Raw genomic sequence first — 18,283 nt, forward strand, 5'->3', positions numbered from 1 at the left:
TGTGATGGCGAAACCGAACGGGGATACTCATGCTCAACGTCCGAATGGCCGAGGATTCAGATATCCCCGCCATCACGCGCATCTACAACGAGGCGATCGAAGACGGCGGCTCCACATCCGATCTCGTGCCGCAGACGCTCGACCAGCGCAGGGCGTGGGTCGAATCCCATGTGCCGCCGTATGCCGTGTTCGTGGCCGAGGAAACGCCCGATGGCAACGATGAATCCCCATGCGGCGACAGGGGATCGGTCGTCGGCTTCTGCGCGCTGAGTGTGTTCTACGACCGCCCCGGATACGACGGCGTGGGCGATCTTGCGTATTACGTCGCCCGTGACCGGCACCGTCACGGCGTTGGCGGCGCCATGCTCGACTTCCTGATCGCCGAGGCGCGTCGACGCGGCATGCGCAAGCTTATCGCCGTGATCTTCGCCAACAACGCTGGCTCCACCGCGCTGGTGAACCATGCCGGTTTCACCCGTTTCGGGTTCCTGCCCAACGCCTCACGCTCCACCGCCGGCATGCACGATCTGACCTATTGGTTCCTTGACCTGTGAGGGTCTGCTGCACTGCCCTGAGAACAACAGTTGGCGGATGGGCGCAACAGTTGGCGCTCCTATGGCGACATGCCCTATGCCATGCCTTGATATCGAGGCGTTCTATGCGTGGCCTATGCGGATGGCGACGCCAACCGTTGCGCCCATCCGCCAACTGTTTGCTGTTCGCAGTCAACCGATACAATGCTTACTTGGTTTTTGATATCGCACGATGAATAGACAAGACGCAGGAGGGACGATGGCATCCGATTTCTGGCTGATCGCCGGACTGGGCAATCCGGGCAAGAAGTATGAGGACACGCGTCACAACATGGGCTTCATGACGGCCGACGTGCTGGCCGAACGGTGGTCCGTCTCCTTCGCCGACCACAAGGGACTGGCGATGCTCGGCAAATCCGTGATGAACCTCGATGGGCGGACGGTGAAGTTCTTCCTCGCCAAGCCGCTGACCTATATGAACGATTCGGGCAACGCGGTGGCCTCCATCAGCGCCTACTATCAGATCGAGCCGGACCACGTGGTCGTCATCCATGACGACATGGACCTGGACTTCGGCCGCATCAAGGTCAAGGCCGGTGGATCGGCCGGCGGACACAACGGCATCAAGTCCATCGATCGATCCCTTGGCACGCCGAAGTACGCGCGTGTGAGGATGGGGGTCGGCCATTCGCGCCGCGGCGCCAACGCGCATGACAACACCGTCAATTGGGTACTCGGCGGCTTCGGGCCCGACCAGAGGAAGCAGCTGCCGGAATTCCTCGCCGACGGCGCGGACGCGGCCGAGGAGATCATCTTCCACGGGCTTGCCAAAACCCAGGAGAAGTTCAATGGCCGGTGAGGATATGGGCGGGCGGGAGGCTTCCGCCATGTCATCCCGAGCGGAGCGGAGCGGAGCCGAGGGATCTTTGGCCGGCCTGCTGGAGTCATTGCGCTCGGACGCGGCCTTCGCCCGGTTGGCGACAGGCGAGGTCGAGGCCGCTCCCGACGGCATCATCACCGTGGGCGCGCCGAACGGCATCCGCACGGCCCTGGCCATGGCGATGGCAGAGAAAGCCCCGGTCGTCATGGTCGTCGCCTCAAGCCGCGAGGCCGAGGAAACTGTGGCCGCGCTGCGTTCCTGGTGGCCCGGCGACCCCGGTGACATCGCACAGCTCGAAGCCTGGGAGACGCTGCCGCATGAGCGCCTGAGCCCCCGCGCCGACACCGTTGCCAGCCGCATGGCCGTCTTCCGCCGCCTGAAGCATCCGGATGCCGAAAATCCGATGTTCGGTCCGATCCGCATCCTCGTCATGCCCATCCGCTCGCTGATCCAACCGGTGGTGCGGGGATTGGGCGACGTGGAGCCGCTGGTCTTCGAGGCCGGTCTCGAATTGCCGCTTGACGAGGCCGCCGCACGTCTGGTCGAGAACGCCTATACGCGCGTCGACCTGGTGATGGACCGCGGTGAATTCGCCGTGCGCGGCGGGCTGCTTGACGTGTTCCCGCCCACCGCGCCGCATCCGGTGCGCATCGACTTCTTCGGCGATGAGATCGACACGATACGCCAGTTCCATTCCTCCGACCAGCGCACCTATGGCGATGGGCTCGATCGCATCTGGGCCACGCCGTGCCGCGAACTGCAGCTGACCGACGGCATCCGCGCGCGCGCGAAGTCCCTGATCGGGCAGATTCCCAACGCCGAGGACATGTTGCAATCCATCGCCGACGCCATACCCGTCGAAGGCATGGAATCGTTGATGCCCGCGCTCGTCGACGATATGGAGCCCGTCGCGGCGATGCTGCCCGCTAAGGCCGCGATACTGCTGTCGGATCCGGAGAAGCTGCGCCGCTCCGCCGAAGACCTTGCCAAAACGGCCAACGAATTCCTCGCCGCCAGCTGGCATGTCGCCGCCGCCGGGCATGGCTCCGGCGCGCCCATCAGCTTCGACGAAGCCAGTTTCCTCGATTATGCCGAAACCATCGCCGCGCTGGGATATTCCGATCACTCCGTCATCGCGCTGACCAGCTTCAACGTCGACGAAACCGTCCCCGGACACGTGCAACTGGATGCGCAGAGCCCCGGCGAATTCCGCGGCGACGAGGCCAAGGCCAGCGCCGGCATCGAAGGACTGTTGGACGCCGGCATGGCGGTGACCGTCACCGCCGCCGCGGCCGGCACGCTCGCCCGTCTCAAACGCGCGATTAATGAAACCGGCGTCGCCAATTTCGGAATCGTCCGCTCCGGTGCCATCGATGGTTTCGTCGACCGCACGGCGAAGGTGGCGTTGCTCACCGAACGCGATCTGACCGGTCGCACCTCCGCGGCAGGACAGGCCAAGACGCCCAAGCGCCGCCGCAAGGCCATCGACCTGATGGAACTCAAGGCCGGCGACTATGTCGTGCACGAACAGCATGGCATCGGGCGCTTCGTCGAGATGCGCCAGCGCACCATCGGCAAGGGCGAGAACGCGACCACCAGGGAATATCTGGTCATCGAATACGCGCCCTCCAAACGCGGCGCCCCGGCCGACAAACTCTTCATCCCCACCGACCAGCTCGACCAGATCAGCAAATACATCGGAGCCGAGGCCCCCAAGCTCAACAAACTCGGCGGCTCCGACTGGGCCGCCACCAAGGCCAAGGCCAGGAAGCACGTCAATGAAATCGCCGACGATCTGGTCAAGCTCTATTCGGCCCGCCAGCGCACCGCGGGCTTCGCCTTCAGCCCCGACACCCCGTGGCAGAAGGAGCTCGAGGACGCCTTCCCCTATCAGGAGACCGCCGACCAGCTCACCACCATCGACGAGGTCAAGGCCGACATGGAGAAGCCCGTTCCGATGGACCGCCTTATCTGCGGCGACGTGGGCTTCGGCAAAACCGAGATCGCCGTGCGCGCTGCCTTCAAGGCCGTGCAGGACGGCAAGCAGGTGGCCGTGCTCGTGCCCACCACGCTGCTTGTGCAACAGCATTACGAGACTTTCTCCGAGCGTTTTGAGGGTTTCCCGGTCAACGTGGCGGCGATGAGCCGCTTCCAGACGACGAAGGAGATCAACGCGACGATCGAGGGACTTGGCGCCGGCACTGTGGATGTGGTCATCGGCACGCACAAGCTCCTCAATCCCAAGATCAAGTTCAAAGACCTTGGGCTCGTCATCATCGACGAGGAACAGCGCTTCGGCGTCGAACACAAGGAGACGCTGAAGGCGCTGCGCACCAACGTGGACGTGCTGAGCCTATCCGCCACGCCGATCCCGCGCACGCTGGAGATGGCCGTCACCGGCATCCGCGAGATGTCCACGCTGGCCACGCCGCCCGAGGACCGCCTGCCTGTGCTCACCTATGTGGGCGCCTACGAGGACGCGCAGGTAACCGCCGCGATCCGGCGCGAACTGCTGCGCGGGGGACAGGTGTTCTACGTGCACAACCGCGTCGACTCGATCTCCTCGACCGCCGCGAAAATCGCCCAGCTGGTTCCCGAGGCGCATGTCGGCATCGCCCACGGCAAGATGGGTGAGAAACAGCTCGACGGCATCATCCGCGACTTCTGGCACCGCGACATCGACGTGCTCGTGTGCACGACGATCATCGAGACGGGCTTGGATATCTCCAACGCGAACACCCTGATCGTCGACCACGCCGACCGCTTCGGCCTCTCGCAGCTGCACCAGCTGCGCGGGCGCGTCGGCCGAGGCCGGGAGCGCGCCTACGCCTATTTCCTCTACGATCCGTCCAAGCCGATGACCCAGCAGTCGCACGACCGCCTCGCCACCATCGCGCAGAACACGGCGCTGGGAAGCGGCTTCGACGTGGCGATGAAGGACCTGGAATTGCGCGGCACTGGCAATCTGCTGGGCGACCAGCAGTCCGGCCACATCGAGGGCGTTGGCTTCGACCTCTACGTGCGCATGGTTTCCGAGGCCGTGGAACGCATCAAGGAACCCGAACGCGTCGAACCGGTGGCCGTCACCATCGACCTGCCCATCGAGGCTTCGATCCCGGTCGACTACATCGACTCCGACAAACTGCGCTTGGAGGTCTATCGCAAGCTCGCCGCCGCCCGCACGGAGGAGGATCTGGCCGATCTCAAAGAGGAACTGACCGACCGCTATGGCCGGCCGCCGGCCGAATTCGACGCGCTGTTCGATGTGGCCCGCCTGCGCGAGAAGGCGCGGACCTTGGGATTGAGCGAGATCGTCGCACAAGGCAAGAACGTGCGCGTGGGCAGGATCGACCCGCCCGAGTCGCTGCAGATGCGCATCGGGCGCATCTACAAAGGCTCGCAATACCGGCCGGTCACGCACGCCTGGCTCATCCCCGCGCCGTTCGGCGCATCCTTGGGTGGCGCGCCCATGCCCTCCGCCGGAGTCATCGAGTGGACCTTCGACCTGCTGGAGGACTTGGCATGGAAGCCTGGAGCTAGAAACGTCTAGGCGGATTTTTCGTGCCGGTCTAGCGGTTGGCTTGACGTGCGACTTGAGCCTCATCCAGCGCGTCAAGCCACCGCAGTATGGATGTTTTCTCCATTAGGGAGAGAACATCGAAGGTTTTGTGTACTTAGGCCATCTTTTGTGTATTGCATTGGGAAATCTCGCTTGGAGACTTGCGGGAAATCAGGCATTGTGAGCGTCGGTTCCCCAAAATGGATACACAAAACTGCGTCCAAGTACACAAAACAGCTGGGGCCTATGGTTCGCCTATGTCGAATCGATGCTTTTGAAGCGTTTGATGGTAGCCTGCGGCCGTCAAACCGGCAGGGTCGCCACCAGCGACCATTGGTCCTTGGTCTGCGTGACCCTGATGTCGCCGCCAAGCCTCTCGAAGACGGCGGCATGGTGGGCGATGCCGATTCCCGTCGAGGCGCTTGCGTTGTTCGAGGCAGAGTCGTTTTGCCGCGGAACATCGCACAATGAAACCACGATCATGCTGTCCTTCTCCTGCAAGGACAGCACATAACCTTTGTCCCTGTCAGCATATTTGCCCACGTTGGCGCATAGCTCGCGGAGAAACGGAAGCAGCGTGGCCATGGTTCTGCGTGACATGTGTCGGGACAACGTGCCGTCGATAAGCATTGTGCCGTGGATCCCCAACTCTTCCAGTCGGCGTTGCTCATGTTCTAGGGTCCGTCGCAGGTCATGGGGCCACGAGGTGCGGTGCCGCGAAGCGGCATTGTCGACCGGAATATCGGATTGATTTTGCGAAGCCTCGTCGCGCAGCAAGGACACGATTCGGCGTGTACTGGCCAAAGCTGCATCCACCTCTTGCAGCATGTCACGAAGCACTGGCGATGAATCGCTCGAAACCGAGGAATTGGTGGCATCGTTTGGGCTGAGCGACCGGTTGCCGGAACCAATTGACGTGTTCGCGCTCGTTCCACGGTTGATTTCACGGTCAAGCCGCAGCGACAGATTACTGAGACGATTAGCCACGTCATCATGCAGACCGACGATGACGCGCAACCGACGGCGTCGCTCCCTCTCACGATCATGGATCTTTTCAATCTGAGCGTGGTGCTGCATGAGCGCCATGATCATCAACGGAAAATTCGCTCCCGCGACAAGCAGCAGCAACAGGAGCCATCCATAGCCGTTCTCCAGATGCAGATCGCCATGTGCAACGCCGATGCCAGCCGTCGCCAACATGCCGACGGTGACCAACGCCATGGTGGCAGCGGCGTTCCAAATGGCAATCAGTGAAATCGTCAACAATAGGTTGAGCGTCAGCGACATGCTTACGGTGAACGCTGTCGGCGGTATGCAGGCCGCGATTATCCACACGCTTACGATGGCAAGGGCTCCATGGATTGGCATCCACGCAAGGCTAATGGTGAGAATGACAATGACGATTGACACCAATGCCTGACGCGGGCCGAACACAGTTGCCCATGGCCCGACCATCAGACGTGCGGTATCGATGATATTGAATGTCGCAATCATGGATGCGATTAGCAATATCGGCATGGACGGACGGCGCTGAGTAAGTGTTTCCCGGATACGAAGTCTCGGAATGCTCGTGCCAGATCTCATATGACGTGCGTTGATACGCATATGTGCAGAGCCTCCTGACGGGATGAAGCGCCGGTTTTCCTCATGACCTGATGGACATGCACATACACGGTCGAGGAACTGATGCCCAGCTTGGCGGCTATTTGTTTGGTGGACAGTCCGCGACGATAGAGCCTCATAACAGTTATCTCCTGTGGACTTAAGCGGTCGCCCTCTGTGTCGGCAGACAGCGCCAAGTGAGCTTGGGACGAGGAAAGGAACGGAGAATCCTCTCCGCTCGTTGAATCGACGGCCCTTCCTTCCACAGCCTCGATAATCGCTGGCCACAACCGAGTCGGGATATCGTTCTTGGCAATCAAAGCCTGCGCTCCGGCTTGAGCGAGAGCAGACCTGTAATCCTCTGGATCAAGCGCCGTGATGCCGACGATTCCGATTGCCGATGTGCGCTCGCGGATGGCATGGCAAACCTGTGGGCCATCCATGTCATTCAGGGACATATCCAGCACCAGGACCTGTGGCTTGCGACCGAACAGGCAGTGGTGAATCGCGGATGCCCCGTTGGCGACCGCCCATATCACGCGGAAGCTCGCATCCAGCCGTTCCACATGCGTCTGCAGCAACATGCGGGCATATGGATCGTTATCGACCAACCCGATGTCGATTCCGTTTCTTGGATTCGGCCCCTTCATATCGTTCAGTGTAGTGTTCGCGCCGAGCCGTTGCGGGTCGAGCTAAAGAAACTCTTTACTGCCTTTTGCGATGCGTGTGCAGCGTCGCATAATGATGGTGCTGTGACGATTCGGCGCAAGGAAGCGTGGGGAGGGATGACGGTGAAGAGGGATGGTCCGTTTCGCAAAGGTTTATGGAAAACACTGTGTGTGATGCTGCTCATGGTATTCGGACTCGCTGCGCTGATTGTGGTCGACTGCGCGCAATATGTCCATTGGCGCTCTCCCGTCTTTGCGATTACTTTGTCCCGACAGGAGGGCGAGAGTCAGGTTCATCGTTCGCGAGGAATGTGGTACGAGACCGTGTATCTCGAACAGGGGGAGAACCGGTATCAGGATTGGCGGCTGATTTGGGAAGGTTCTGACAACATATGCGGCACGCGGGCAGGGGATGTGTTTGCTGTGACGAGGCAAGCGGTGCTGCAGCGACATGATGTGTCCAAGATCGGATATGACGACAGAACTGTTGGCGTCTGGATCGCCGAATGTGAGCCGAACGCAACCGGCGCGACGGTGTATGCCATTGCTATGCATGATACGGACGTCGGGAAAGTTGTGCCCGATGGCCTTAGCCCTGAACGCATTTCGATTGGGTATGGGACATCCGGGGACCTACTCGTCCTCGGCAACGAGGATGCCACATGGGAGCAAGCACGAGGCTTCCAGGATTCGCCCAAATTGGAGAAGCTGTTCCCACCGTATGTGTTGGAGATGTGGAGCGTTCTTCAAAACAGGTGACGCCCGGGCCGAACTTCCTGCTTTGAAATTAAACTGTCTGCGAAACTCAATTGTCACGGCTTCGTTCGGTCCTTTCGTCAAGATGGGCCGGATAATGCCGATGGTGTGCGGTCGATATGAGGCGCACCCATGCGTCCCCAGTGAAGGATGGCATCAACGATATGGCTTGTGAGACTGTGATTCGACGGGCGGCGGCCGACGATATCCCCGAATTGCACCGGTTGCTGCGGCAGGTGGCGGATGTGCATCAGGCGGGCAGGCCCGACCTGTTCAAACCCAATGCGACGAAATACACGGATGGCGAGCTGCGCGGCGTCATCGCCGACGATGAGACGCCGGTGTTCGTGATGGACGCCGGCGAGCCGTCCGGGCGCATCCTCGGCTATGCCTTCTGCCAGTTCCAGCGGCATCCGCACGACAACATCCTCACCGATATCACGACGCTCTACCTCGACGACCTGTGCGTGGACGAGAGCGAGCGCGGAACGCATGTCGGCTCGGCCCTCTACCGCCATGTGCTCGCCTTCGCGCGCGAGCATGGCTGCCACAATCTCACGCTCAACGTGTGGGCATGCAATCCGGGCGCGCAGGCGTTCTACGAGCGCATGGGGCTGACCCCATACAAGACCTGTTTGGAACAGTTGCTGTGAGGTTGGAGCCATGAGCCCGGTGCATCCGGGCTCATCGTGTGTTCATTCATCGGAACGTATGGCCGTGAATCCGGCGGCGGCCCGGGTGTCCTCGGCCGGCGTGAACCGGATCGTGGACTCCTCATGCTCGTCGACGGTGGTGATCGTGAGGTCCGTCTGCGCCAAGGCGTCGGTTGTGCAGGCCAATGCATGGTGGGTCGTTCTATCGCCCTGTGTGATCTCATAGTCGAAGGAACCCTCGCCCATGCAGTAGGCGGTCAGCGTGTAGACGCCCGCCGGCCATGGGGACAGGTTGCTCAGGCCGGGTGAGCTCGGCTGCGCCATTGTGCCGTCCGAGGCCGTGTACGGCGCCGACCACCACGAGGAGCTCACGGTCATTCCCTCGGCGTCGTCCTCGGTGCCGCCATGGATGGGATCGTATCCGACGGCCCTATCCACGATCTGCTTCCACCTGCGCTCCTCGTCTGTCCGCGGCGTCGCTCCCTCGATGATGCCCAGCCGGATGGCCATATCGTTGGTCAAAGACATCGTGCCGCCGCGGTTGACGGAGTTCCCCAAGTCCATTGCCGTCTTGTCGTCCACGGGGAACGTCGATTGCGATGGAGCGAGTTGATATCCCCGTTCGTTGACGAACATCACATAGGTGTTGCCCACCGTCAGCGGCAGGGCGTCGTCGGGCGCGGTGTACCCCTTGATCTCGGTCTGGCTATCCTTGTCCGCCGCCTTGCCACCCTCCGCTCCGCCTGCGATGGAACCCAGCACCTCGGCGCGGATCGTCGTGTCATATCCTGCGTCCGAGCTCTTGGGCGCCGAACAGCCCAGGATCCGCACATAATGCATCGCGGCGGCCTGCTCTTCCATATCCCGCAGCGAGTCATACGACGGCCAGTCATATGCCGTGTTGGAATCCCGTCCCTCGCATGCCGTGCCGACCTCGTCGTTCTCGCCGCATGCCGCCATCGTGAGGCTCAGCGCGACCGCGCCAGCCGCCGCGCCCATCCGGTGGAACAGTCTCTTATCCATGGCACAACCCCCTCCCGGATATGTGAGGATTCGCCGTCGAATCCGCCTATCACCTTCATTATCCTCCTGACGGGCCCGCTCTCGCAACGGGCCGTGGGAACCGGTAGACTTCATGCTGGTATATCCGTCCGAAGGACCTAGCTCAATGGGGGAGGGGATCGATGACAGCTCCCGTCATCAACATCAACGCGCTCACGCCCGCGGAAACCGAGGAGGCCGTGGAGAAAGCCGGAGAGAACAAGACCCGGCTGACAGGGGCGAAGGCCTTCGTCTCCGCCATGTTCGCGGGGTTGTTCATCGGATTCGGCGCGCTGTTCTTCCTCATCGTCACCTCCGATCCGAACCTGACCTGGGGGCCGCAGCGCTTCCTCGGCGGGCTGGCGTTCTGCATGGGGCTGGTGATGGTGCTGTGCTGCGGGGCCGAGCTGTTCACCGGCAACTCGCTGATGGCCTCCGACCTGGCCGCGCACCGCATCTCCTGGCCGGCCATGCTGCGCAACTGGGTGATCGTCTGGTTCGGCAACCTCGTCGGCGCGCTGGTGCTGGTGGGGCTGATCGCGGCCGCCGGCACGATGGCGCTCAACGGCGGACTCGTGGGCGACACGGCCGTGGCCGTGGCCGCCGGCAAGGTGACGCCCGGCTGGGGCACGCTGTTCGTGCGCGGCATCCTGTGCAACATCCTCGTGTGCCTGGCCGTGCGCATCGGCTTCTCCGCGCGCTCCGTGGGGGACAAGGTGCTCGGCATCCTGCTGCCCATCGCCGGCTTCGTGGCCATGGGCTTCGAACACTGCGTGGCCAATATGTTCTTCCTGCCGATCGGCTTGGCGGCCAAGGCGCTCGGTTTCGGCGCCGAGGCGGCCGGCGCGGCCGCGCTCGACGTGCCGGGCATCCTGTTCAACCTTTCCGCGGCCACGGCCGGCAACATCGTCGGCGGCGTGGTGTTCGTGGCGCTCGGATACTGGTTCGTCAACCGTCGTTCGTAGGCTCCTCGCAAAAATTGTGAGCGCTAACAACCGTTTTTCGGCGTGTTGTTCACATAGTCCACAAAAAGCACTATTCTTAGGACTGTCATTTCACAACCTAATTTTAAGGAGTAGTTGTGGCAGCAATTGAAAGCGTCTACGCGCGCCAGATCCTCGATTCCCGCGGCAACCCGACCGTCGAAGTTTACCTGGAGACCGAAGACGGCGCTCAGGGCAAGGGCCTGGTTCCCTCCGGCGCCTCCACCGGTGAGGCCGAGGCTTGGGAGCGTCGCGACGGCGACAAGTCCGTCTACGGCGGCAAGTCCGTCTACAACGCCGTCAAGGCCGTCAACGAGGAGATCGCCCCGAAGATCATCGGCATGGACGCCTCCGACCAGCGCGCCCTCGACGACCTCATGATCGAGCTCGACGGCACCCCGAACAAGGGCCGCCTCGGCGCCAACGCCATCCTCGGCGTCTCCCTGGCCGCCCTCTACGCCTCGGCCGAGTCCGCCGAGCTGCCGCTGTACCGCTACATCGGCGGCACCAACGGCCACATCCTGCCCGTGCCGAACATGAACATCATGAACGGCGGCGCGCACGCCGACTTCGCCACCGACATCCAGGAGTACATGATCTCCCCCTACGGCTTCGACTCCTTCTCCGAGGCCCTGCGCGCCGGCGTCGAGGTCTACCACACCCTGAAGAACGTCCTGAAGAAGGACGGCCTGGCCACCGGCCTCGGCGATGAGGGTGGCTTCGCTCCGAAGCTGAGCTCCAACAAGGACTCCCTGAAGTACATCGTGGACGCCATCGCCGCCGCCGGCTACGAGCCGGGCAAGCAGATCGGCATCTGCCTCGACGCCGCCGCCTCCGAGTTCTACAACAAGGAGACCGGCAAGTACCACTTCGAGGGTGCCGACCGCGACGCCTCCTACCTGACCGACTTCTACGAGGAGATCATCAACGAGTTCCCGATCGTCTCCATCGAGGATCCGTTCCAGGAGGAAGGCTGGGAGGATTGGAGCAACATCACCGCCAAGCTCGGTGACCGCCTCCAGTTCGTCGGCGACGATCTGCTCGTCACCAACCCGAAGCGCCTGCAGAAGGGCATCGACCTCAAGGCCGCCAACTCCCTGCTGGTCAAGCTCAACCAGATCGGCTCCGTGACCGAGACCCTCGACGCCATCGAGCTGGCCACCGCCAACGGCTTCACCTCCATGGTGTCGCACCGCTCCGGCGAGACCCCGGACACCACGATCGCCGACCTGGCCGTCGCCAAGAACACCCGCCAGATCAAGACCGGTGCCCCGGCCCGTGGCGAGCGCGTTGCCAAGTACAACCGCCTGCTGGAGATCGAGGACGAGCTCGGCTCGACCGCTCAGTACGCCGGCTACAGCGCCTTCAAGGCCTGCAAGAAGTACATGTGATCAGACCCGCTCAGCAGGTCTGATCACGCGAGGAGGCCGTAGAGGGGCCCAGTGGGGCCCCGTGCCGACGGAGCTTTCCTTATAACAAAACGAAAGTTCCACTAACGGCATTCTGAATACAACGGACTACGCGACTCCTCCCGTGACTTCACCAAACCACCCGCCGCATGCGCAAGTCGCGCGCGGCGGGTATTTTTATCGACTATGAGCAGACGGACCGGCAGAAACAGGGGAGCGGAGCGTCGCAAACCATCCTCCGCAGGCAGCGCGGGGCCGATCGCCTTCTTCATGGCGCTGTTCATCATCGCGCTCGGCGCCATCCAGCTGGTTTCCACCTTCCACACCTACGCGCTCAATCTCTCCGAACTCAACGGACTCAAGCGCGACGAGGCGGCCTTGATCGCCCGCAAGCAGAAGCTGGAGAACGAGATCGAGCGTTGGAACGACGACGCCTATGTCACCGCCCAGGCGCGCGAACGCCTTGGCTTTGTCTTTCCTGGCGAACAGGCCATTCGCGTGCTGAACGCGCAGGCCGTCACCGGAGAGCAAGCCGACGACAAAGCCGGCAGCGGAACCAAGGGCGACGATACGAAATCCCTGCCTTGGTACACTGAGCTCGCATATAGCTTCGAAAAGGCCGACCAAGGCGCCGCCGGACAGACGACGGGAACCACATCCAAATCCGATGCCGGTGGCGACACCGGTGACGAACAAAAAACGGATGCTGGACAAGACGGCAATGCGCACTGATAGTGCGCGCACCGCGCGCTGGACATGGGGCGCATAACCATTCCATTCCACACCACCACAATTCCATACCATGACACGGAGGCGGCGGCATGAGCGAAACGACGCAGGAACAAGTCTCGACGATAGTTGACCGGTTGCTAGCCCAACCGGCGTCGGCCGAGGATATCGATTTGGTCGAACGCCAGCTCGGGCGTTATCCCCGCGGCATGGTCGCGGTCGGTGCGCGCTGCGTCTGCGGCAGGCCGCTTGCCGTCGTCACCCGCCCAATGCTGCCCGGCGACATCCCCTTCCCGACCACCTGCTATCTGACCGGTCCCGAGGCCGTCAAAGCCATCTCCCACGTCGAGGCCGAAGGCGCGATGAAGGAATACAACGAGCTGTTGGCGGCCGATGACGAGGTGAGGACTGCCTATCAGCGTGCCCATGAGTGGTATCTGGCCTTCCGCCACGAGCTTGCCACTCGTCTGGGCGACGATGAAAGCCATATCGAGGGCATCTCCGCCGGCGGCATGCCGGTGCGCGTCAAATGCCTGCACGCATTGCTGGCGCAGACACTGGTCATGGGCCCGGGTGTCAATCCGATCGGTGACCTGACGCTTGAACGCATTCGCGATGAATTCGATCCGACCGTCTGCCGCTGCACGGTCGGCGTCGAATAGACGTCGGATCGCGGGCGGAACGAGAGCATAGGAGTGGAAAGGACGGAAGGAAGCATATGACCGACGGACAGGTGACGGTCGCAGGCATCGATTGCGGCACCAATTCCATCAGACTCAAGATCGTGCGCGTCAGCGAGACGGGCGTCGAGGAGGTCGTGCCGCGCATCCTGCGCGTCGTGCGCCTCGGGCAGGATGTCGACAAAACGCATCGTTTCGCCGAAGACGCGCTTGAACGTGCCTATGAGGCGGCGCGTGAATTCGCCGGCGTGCTCGCCGAGCATCCGGTCGACGGCATCCGTTTCGTGGCCACCTCGGCCACGCGCGACGCCGCCAACCGCGAACAGTTCGAGGATGGCATCGAATCGATTCTCGGCGTGCGCCCCGAGGTCATCCCCGGCACCGAGGAAGCCGATCTGAGCTTCCTGGGCGCCACCAGCGTCGTCGACTGTGCCTCGCTCGACGCGCCTTATCTGGTCGTGGATCTGGGCGGCGGCTCGACCGAGCTGGTTCTCGGCGGCGATGGCGTCGCCACGCCGGTCACCCGCGTCGAGGCCGCGTATTCGATGAACATCGGATCGGTGCGCATGACCGAACGCCACTTGACCAATGACCCGCCCACCGAGGAGCAGATCGCGGCCGCCATCGAGGATGTCGACCGGCATATCGACAAGGCCCTCGAAACTGTGCCCGCAGGCAAGGCCCGCACCATCATCGGCGTGTCGGGCACCGTCACCACGATGACGGCGCTGAGCATGGGATTGACCGAATACGACCACACGCAGGTCGACGGCCGTCGCGTCAGCCTTGCCGACGCGTATGCGGTCGACGACCGCTTCCTGCGGATGCCGCGTGCCGAACGCCTCACCTATCGCACGATCCATCCGGGGCGTGTGGATGTGGTCGGCGGCGGCGCGGTGGTGTGGAACCGTGTGCTCGCCAAGGTGAGCGCGGCCGCCGAAGCCGACCATGGCACGCCCATCGACTCCTTCATCGCCAGCGAGCACGGCCTGCTTGACGGCATCGTGCTCGACTACGGCCGCCGTCTGCTCGCCGCGCGCTGAGGTCACTCGACATGCGCCGGCATTGAGCCGGCTGGTTCCCTTGTAGCATGTACAATGGCTGCGCGCCCCCGTGGTGGAATGGTAGACACAGTGGACTTAAAATCCATCGCTACGGCATGCGGGTTCGAGTCCCGCCGGGGGCACTTTTGGCGGCTTTGGGAGGGCCGGGGGAGTGCGCTAGAGTGTGAGCCATGTTCAGTGTGCTCGATATGTTCACGATTGGCGTCGGCCCGTCCTCCTCGCATACGGTGGGGCCGATGCGCGCGGCGGCCGCATTCGCCGAATCATTGCGGGGCGTCGGGTTGTTGGGGAACATCGCCCGACTGCGCGTCACCCTCTATGGTTCGCTGGCCCTGACTGGCTTGGGGCATGGCACCGACCGCGCCGTCATGGCGGGCCTCGAGGGGGCGCATCCCGAGACCGTGGACACCGACCGGCTGCTTGACATCCGCTCGCTCGTCGAAGACTCCGGCACCCTGCGGCTCGCCGGCGCGTGCAGCATCCCCTTCGACTATGAGACGGACATGGCCTTCGAACGCTGGCGGCGCATGGCCGCGCACCCCAATGCCATGCGCTTCGAGGCCTTCGACGCCGACGGTGGTGTCGTGGACGAACAGGTGTGGTATTCGATCGGCGGCGGCTTTGTGCGCCAGGGGCGGAGCGATGACCGCTTGATCGGCATCCACGAGCGCCCGGAGGATACAGCGGGCGCAGCATCGGACGCAGCGGATGCTGAACCGCGCGACGCCACCGCCAACACCGCGAATCAGGACGATGGCGCGGCCGAGTTCGCCCCCGAGGCCCCGCACCATTTCCACAGCTGCGACGAATTGGTGGCCATGGCCGCGCGCGAAGGCAAAACCATCGCCCGTCTCGTCTGGGAAAACGAAACCGCCTGCCGCTCGGCTGAAGAGGTGCGCGACTACCTGAAGCGTGTGTGGACGGTGATGCGTGACTGCATCGAGCGAGGCTGTTCATCCACCGCCGCCATCCTGCCCGGCGGACTCGATGTGCCCCGGCGCGCGCCCGGCATGTACGCCCGCTTGGCACGCAACGCCGATGTGCTCGGGCGCGACCGCAAACGTATCGAAACCGCGCTTGAGAACTCCGACGCCGCCTGGGTGGATCTGTTCGCCCTCGCAGTCTCCGAGGAAAACGCTGGCGGCGGCCGCATCGTCACCGCCCCCACCAACGGCGCGGCCGGCATCATCCCCGCGGTGCTCGGATATTACTGGCATTTCGTCGACACGGCGGACGAGGCGGGCGTCGATGCCTTCCTGCTCACTGCAGGCGCCATCGGATACCTGTTCAAGCGCAACGCCTCGATCTCGGGCGCCGAGGTCGGCTGTCAGGGCGAGGTCGGCGTCGCCTGTTCGATGGCCGCGGCCGGACTCGCTGCGGCGATGGGCGGCACACCAGGACAAATCGAGAACGCCGCCGAAATCGGCATCGAACACCATCTGGGACTCACCTGCGACCCGGTGGGCGGGCTTGTGCAGATCCCCTGCATCGAGCGCAACGCGATGGCCGCCAACACCGCCATCAACGCGGTGCGCATGGCCATGCTTGGCGACGGCACGCATGTCGTGTCCCTCGACCAGGCTATCCGCACGATGAAACAGACCGGCGAGGACATGATGGCCAAATACAAGGAGACCTCGAAAGGCGGGCTTGCCGTCAACGTCGTCGAATGCTGAGTGGTAGGCTATGTGGCATTGTGTGCTGTAAGCGCTGACAAGGAGGAGACAATGGCAGATACGACCATGCCGCAGGTGAACGCCGAATTCGGTGCGCGTCCGGTCATCGACTTCCCGACGCCCGAGGCCCCCAAGGGCCTCAAGTCCGTGGAATTGGTGGAGGGCGACGGCCCGATGGTGCGCCGCGGCGACACCGTCACCGTCAACTATCACGGCGTCGTGTGGGGCAAGGAAGAGCCCTTCGATTCGAGCTTCGACCGTCACCAGCCCGCCAGCTTCGGCATCGGCGTGGGACAGGTCATCCGCGGATGGGACCAGACGGTTCCCGGCCACAACGTCGGCTCGCGTCTGGTGGTGTCCATCCCGCCGGAATACGGCTATGGCCCCGCGGGCGTGCCGCAGGCCGGCATCGGTGGCACGGACACGCTGGTGTTCGTCGTCGACATCATCTCGACCCGCTGATTTTTTGCCCTGACAGGGAAGCGCCGGCGAGTCCGGCGCTTTTTTCTTGGGGCGCGAAACATGGCCGCGCCGCCCGGGGCGTATTAGACTATTGCCCCAGTCACGCTTTAACCAGGAAGGAAACGAATATGACCGAAGAGAAGACCATCCTGCTCACGCAGGAGGCCTACGACAAGATGGCCGAGGAATTGAAGTGGCGCGAAGGCGAATACCGCGATGAGATCCTCGCCAAGGTCTCCGCGGCGCGCGCCGAGGGCGATCTGTCCGAGAACGGCGGATACCAGGCCGCCCGCGAGGCGCAGCGCAAGAACCAGGGCCGCATCGACGAGCTGACCGTCAAGCTGCGCAACGCGAAGATCCTCACCGCCCCGCCCGCCGGCAAGGTCGGCGACGGCTCGCTGGTGACGATCGAGATCAACGGCCGCGAGCGCGTCTATGTGCTCGGCACGCGCGACCTCGCCATCGCCACCGACCACGAGATCATCAGCCCCGAGTCGCCGATCGGCGCGGCCATCAACGGCCATGCGGCCGGCGACACCGTGAGCTACCAGGCTCCCAACGGCCGCGCGATCAGCGTCGTCATCAAGGATTCCAAGCCGCTCGAGGCTTAAGGGGATTCCTTTCCGGATGCGGATGGGGACCGGCTCCAGCGGGGCCGGTCCCCATCCGTCATATGAGGGCCACGATCACCATGTAGATCGCGACCATATGGCAGGCGTAGCCGGCGACGGTGCCGCAGTGGAAGATCTCATGGAAACCGAAGATCCTCGGCCATGGGTCGGGCCGGCGCAGCGCGTAGACGATGGCGCCGGCGATATAGCATGCGCCTCCGGCGGCCAGCAATATCACGACCGCCGGTCCGGCGGCGGGGGAGGTCCAGAACAGCCACATATAGGCCACGCCGTAGATGCCGAAGACGATGTAGACCACCGTGTAGAGCCAGCGGGGCGTGTTGATCCACACGACGTGGATGCCGATGGCCACGGCCGTGCAGGCCCACATCGAGATGATGATCACATTGCGCCAGAACGGCTCCAATGCGAAGGAGACGGGTGTGTAGGTGCCGGCGATGAGCAGGAAGATGTTGACGTGGTCGATGCGGCGCAGCACATCGGTGACGCGCGGGCTCCAGTCACCCAGATGATAGGCCGCGGAGTTGGCGAACAGCACCAGGGAAGCGGCCATGAACACGGCGCACGCCCATTTGAGGCCGGCCCCGGGGGCCAGGCAGATGAGCACGATGCCCGCGGCCAGCGCCAGCGGGGCCGCCAGGGCGTGGATCCATCCGCGCAGCATGGGCTTGGGGCGGCCGTGCACATCGAGACGGATGCGCCGGACGCGGCCCGTGGATGCCAGTCCCTCGATGCGCGCGGCCCGGGCCTCGGCCTTCGCCAGGATGCGCGCGGCCCGGGCCCTGGCCTTCGCCCGCACGGCCTCGGCGCGGGCCGCGTCGGCCTTGTGACGGGACTCCTCGAGCGTCGCAAGGCCGACGGCATGCCTCCGCTCCGGGTGCGTCGCGCCGTCATCCCTTGTCCCATCCGTGTGGACCGTATCGACCATAGCCTACCTCCCGCGTCGTCCCTGCGTC

General features: G+C 63.4%; 17 protein-coding genes and 1 tRNA gene. 14 read left to right on the forward strand and 4 right to left on the reverse strand.

Annotated features, from left to right (window positions below; genetic code table 11):
* The first annotated feature begins 44 nt into the window (after nt 1–44).
* The 3 genes from AC1AUD_RS06785 to mfd all read left to right on the forward strand — a co-directional run bounded on the left by AC1AUD_RS06785 (nt 45) and on the right by mfd (nt 4,963).
* The gene (locus AC1AUD_RS06785; RefSeq protein WP_476573327.1) at nt 45–554 is read left to right on the forward strand and encodes an N-acetyltransferase family protein; all 510 of its coding nucleotides are present in this window, start codon (nt 45–47) and stop codon (nt 552–554) included.
* Nucleotides 555–792: 238 nt separating this feature from the next.
* On the forward strand, nt 793–1,392 hold the full coding sequence (gene pth / locus AC1AUD_RS06790; RefSeq protein ID WP_476573328.1) for an aminoacyl-tRNA hydrolase: 600 nt from the start codon (nt 793–795) through the stop codon (nt 1,390–1,392).
* 28 nt (nt 1,393–1,420) lie between these two features.
* Nucleotides 1,421–4,963 carry a transcription-repair coupling factor gene (mfd, locus tag AC1AUD_RS06795; RefSeq protein WP_476573594.1) on the forward strand — a complete coding sequence of 1,181 codons (3,543 nt, stop codon included), beginning with the start codon at nt 1,421–1,423 and terminating at the stop codon, nt 4,961–4,963.
* A gap of 312 nt (nt 4,964–5,275) precedes the next feature.
* Here the strand turns inward: mfd and AC1AUD_RS06800 are convergent, their stop codons facing one another.
* Nucleotides 5,276–6,466, reverse strand: a complete 1,191-nt coding sequence (locus AC1AUD_RS06800) for a hypothetical protein (RefSeq protein WP_476573329.1) — start codon at nt 6,464–6,466, stop codon at nt 5,276–5,278.
* Between the two features lie 86 nt (nt 6,467–6,552).
* A complete protein-coding gene (locus AC1AUD_RS06805; protein ID WP_476573331.1) occupies nt 6,553–7,224 on the reverse strand; it encodes a LuxR C-terminal-related transcriptional regulator in 672 nt (223 codons plus the stop codon).
* Between the two features lie 135 nt (nt 7,225–7,359).
* Between AC1AUD_RS06805 and AC1AUD_RS06810 the strand changes: the two genes are divergently transcribed.
* A complete protein-coding gene (locus tag AC1AUD_RS06810) occupies nt 7,360–8,001 on the forward strand; it encodes a hypothetical protein (RefSeq protein ID WP_476573332.1) in 642 nt (213 codons plus the stop codon).
* A 161-nt stretch (nt 8,002–8,162) separates the two neighbouring features.
* Nucleotides 8,163–8,651 (forward strand): N-acetyltransferase family protein, encoded by a 489-nt coding sequence (locus AC1AUD_RS06815; protein WP_476573334.1) that lies wholly within the window; start codon nt 8,163–8,165, stop codon nt 8,649–8,651.
* Between the two features lie 42 nt (nt 8,652–8,693).
* On the opposite strand, the gene AC1AUD_RS06820 is transcribed toward AC1AUD_RS06815, so the two are convergent.
* The gene (locus AC1AUD_RS06820; RefSeq protein WP_476573335.1) at nt 8,694–9,674 is read right to left on the reverse strand and encodes a hypothetical protein; all 981 of its coding nucleotides are present in this window, start codon (nt 9,672–9,674) and stop codon (nt 8,694–8,696) included.
* 161 nt (nt 9,675–9,835) lie between these two features.
* Between AC1AUD_RS06820 and AC1AUD_RS06825 the strand changes: the two genes are divergently transcribed.
* The 9 genes from AC1AUD_RS06825 (at nt 9,836) to AC1AUD_RS06865 (ending at nt 17,306) form a co-directional block, all read left to right on the forward strand.
* A complete protein-coding gene (locus tag AC1AUD_RS06825; RefSeq protein WP_476573336.1) occupies nt 9,836–10,657 on the forward strand; it encodes a formate/nitrite transporter family protein in 822 nt (273 codons plus the stop codon).
* A gap of 116 nt (nt 10,658–10,773) precedes the next feature.
* Nucleotides 10,774–12,066, forward strand: coding sequence for a phosphopyruvate hydratase (gene eno / locus AC1AUD_RS06830; RefSeq protein ID WP_476573338.1), 1,293 nt, complete (start codon nt 10,774–10,776; stop codon nt 12,064–12,066).
* Nucleotides 12,067–12,270: 204 nt separating this feature from the next.
* Nucleotides 12,271–12,816 carry an FtsB family cell division protein gene (locus AC1AUD_RS06835; RefSeq protein ID WP_476573340.1) on the forward strand — a complete coding sequence of 182 codons (546 nt, stop codon included), beginning with the start codon at nt 12,271–12,273 and terminating at the stop codon, nt 12,814–12,816.
* Nucleotides 12,817–12,905: 89 nt separating this feature from the next.
* Nucleotides 12,906–13,475 carry a DUF501 domain-containing protein gene (locus AC1AUD_RS06840; RefSeq protein ID WP_476573342.1) on the forward strand — a complete coding sequence of 190 codons (570 nt, stop codon included), beginning with the start codon at nt 12,906–12,908 and terminating at the stop codon, nt 13,473–13,475.
* Between the two features lie 56 nt (nt 13,476–13,531).
* Nucleotides 13,532–14,536: a Ppx/GppA phosphatase family protein gene (locus tag AC1AUD_RS06845; RefSeq protein WP_476573344.1), complete on the forward strand. Its 1,005-nt coding sequence runs from the start codon at nt 13,532–13,534 to the stop codon at nt 14,534–14,536.
* A gap of 64 nt (nt 14,537–14,600) precedes the next feature.
* Nucleotides 14,601–14,679: transfer RNA gene (locus AC1AUD_RS06850), tRNA-Leu, on the forward strand.
* Nucleotides 14,680–14,727: 48 nt separating this feature from the next.
* Nucleotides 14,728–16,233 (forward strand): L-serine ammonia-lyase, encoded by a 1,506-nt coding sequence (locus tag AC1AUD_RS06855; RefSeq protein ID WP_476573346.1) that lies wholly within the window; start codon nt 14,728–14,730, stop codon nt 16,231–16,233.
* A 51-nt stretch (nt 16,234–16,284) separates the two neighbouring features.
* Nucleotides 16,285–16,695 carry an FKBP-type peptidyl-prolyl cis-trans isomerase gene (locus AC1AUD_RS06860; RefSeq protein ID WP_476573348.1) on the forward strand — a complete coding sequence of 137 codons (411 nt, stop codon included), beginning with the start codon at nt 16,285–16,287 and terminating at the stop codon, nt 16,693–16,695.
* A gap of 128 nt (nt 16,696–16,823) precedes the next feature.
* Nucleotides 16,824–17,306, forward strand: coding sequence for a GreA/GreB family elongation factor (locus AC1AUD_RS06865; RefSeq protein ID WP_476573350.1), 483 nt, complete (start codon nt 16,824–16,826; stop codon nt 17,304–17,306).
* A 58-nt stretch (nt 17,307–17,364) separates the two neighbouring features.
* Here AC1AUD_RS06865 and trhA read toward each other — a convergent pair whose 3' ends face one another.
* On the reverse strand, nt 17,365–18,255 hold the full coding sequence (gene trhA / locus AC1AUD_RS06870) for a PAQR family membrane homeostasis protein TrhA (protein WP_476573352.1): 891 nt from the start codon (nt 18,253–18,255) through the stop codon (nt 17,365–17,367).
* Between the last annotated feature and the right edge of the window lie 28 nt (nt 18,256–18,283).

The organism is Bifidobacterium sp. LH_730 (genome assembly GCF_056355835.1).

What these genes read in the sequence shown, in the direction of transcription:
- AC1AUD_RS06835 (WP_476573340.1), top strand. Translation starts at nt 12,271, where the DNA reads ATGAGCAGACGGACCGGCAGAAACAGGGGAGCGGAGCGTCGCAAACCA.
- AC1AUD_RS06855 (WP_476573346.1), top strand. Translation starts at nt 14,728, where the DNA reads ATGTTCAGTGTGCTCGATATGTTCACGATTGGCGTCGGCCCGTCCTCC.
- AC1AUD_RS06865 (WP_476573350.1), top strand. Translation starts at nt 16,824, where the DNA reads ATGACCGAAGAGAAGACCATCCTGCTCACGCAGGAGGCCTACGACAAG.
- AC1AUD_RS06825 (WP_476573336.1), top strand. Translation starts at nt 9,836, where the DNA reads ATGACAGCTCCCGTCATCAACATCAACGCGCTCACGCCCGCGGAAACC.
- mfd (WP_476573594.1), top strand. Translation starts at nt 1,421, where the DNA reads ATGTCATCCCGAGCGGAGCGGAGCGGAGCCGAGGGATCTTTGGCCGGC.
- AC1AUD_RS06815 (WP_476573334.1), top strand. Translation starts at nt 8,163, where the DNA reads ATGGCTTGTGAGACTGTGATTCGACGGGCGGCGGCCGACGATATCCCC.
- AC1AUD_RS06845 (WP_476573344.1), top strand. Translation starts at nt 13,532, where the DNA reads ATGACCGACGGACAGGTGACGGTCGCAGGCATCGATTGCGGCACCAAT.
- AC1AUD_RS06805 (WP_476573331.1), bottom strand. Translation starts at nt 7,224, where the DNA reads ATGAAGGGGCCGAATCCAAGAAACGGAATCGACATCGGGTTGGTCGAT.
- AC1AUD_RS06860 (WP_476573348.1), top strand. Translation starts at nt 16,285, where the DNA reads ATGGCAGATACGACCATGCCGCAGGTGAACGCCGAATTCGGTGCGCGT.
- AC1AUD_RS06840 (WP_476573342.1), top strand. Translation starts at nt 12,906, where the DNA reads ATGAGCGAAACGACGCAGGAACAAGTCTCGACGATAGTTGACCGGTTG.
- trhA (WP_476573352.1), bottom strand. Translation starts at nt 18,255, where the DNA reads ATGGTCGATACGGTCCACACGGATGGGACAAGGGATGACGGCGCGACG.
- AC1AUD_RS06810 (WP_476573332.1), top strand. Translation starts at nt 7,360, where the DNA reads ATGACGGTGAAGAGGGATGGTCCGTTTCGCAAAGGTTTATGGAAAACA.
- AC1AUD_RS06820 (WP_476573335.1), bottom strand. Translation starts at nt 9,674, where the DNA reads ATGGATAAGAGACTGTTCCACCGGATGGGCGCGGCGGCTGGCGCGGTC.
- AC1AUD_RS06800 (WP_476573329.1), bottom strand. Translation starts at nt 6,466, where the DNA reads ATGATTGCGACATTCAATATCATCGATACCGCACGTCTGATGGTCGGG.
- pth (WP_476573328.1), top strand. Translation starts at nt 793, where the DNA reads ATGGCATCCGATTTCTGGCTGATCGCCGGACTGGGCAATCCGGGCAAG.
- AC1AUD_RS06785 (WP_476573327.1), top strand. Translation starts at nt 45, where the DNA reads ATGGCCGAGGATTCAGATATCCCCGCCATCACGCGCATCTACAACGAG.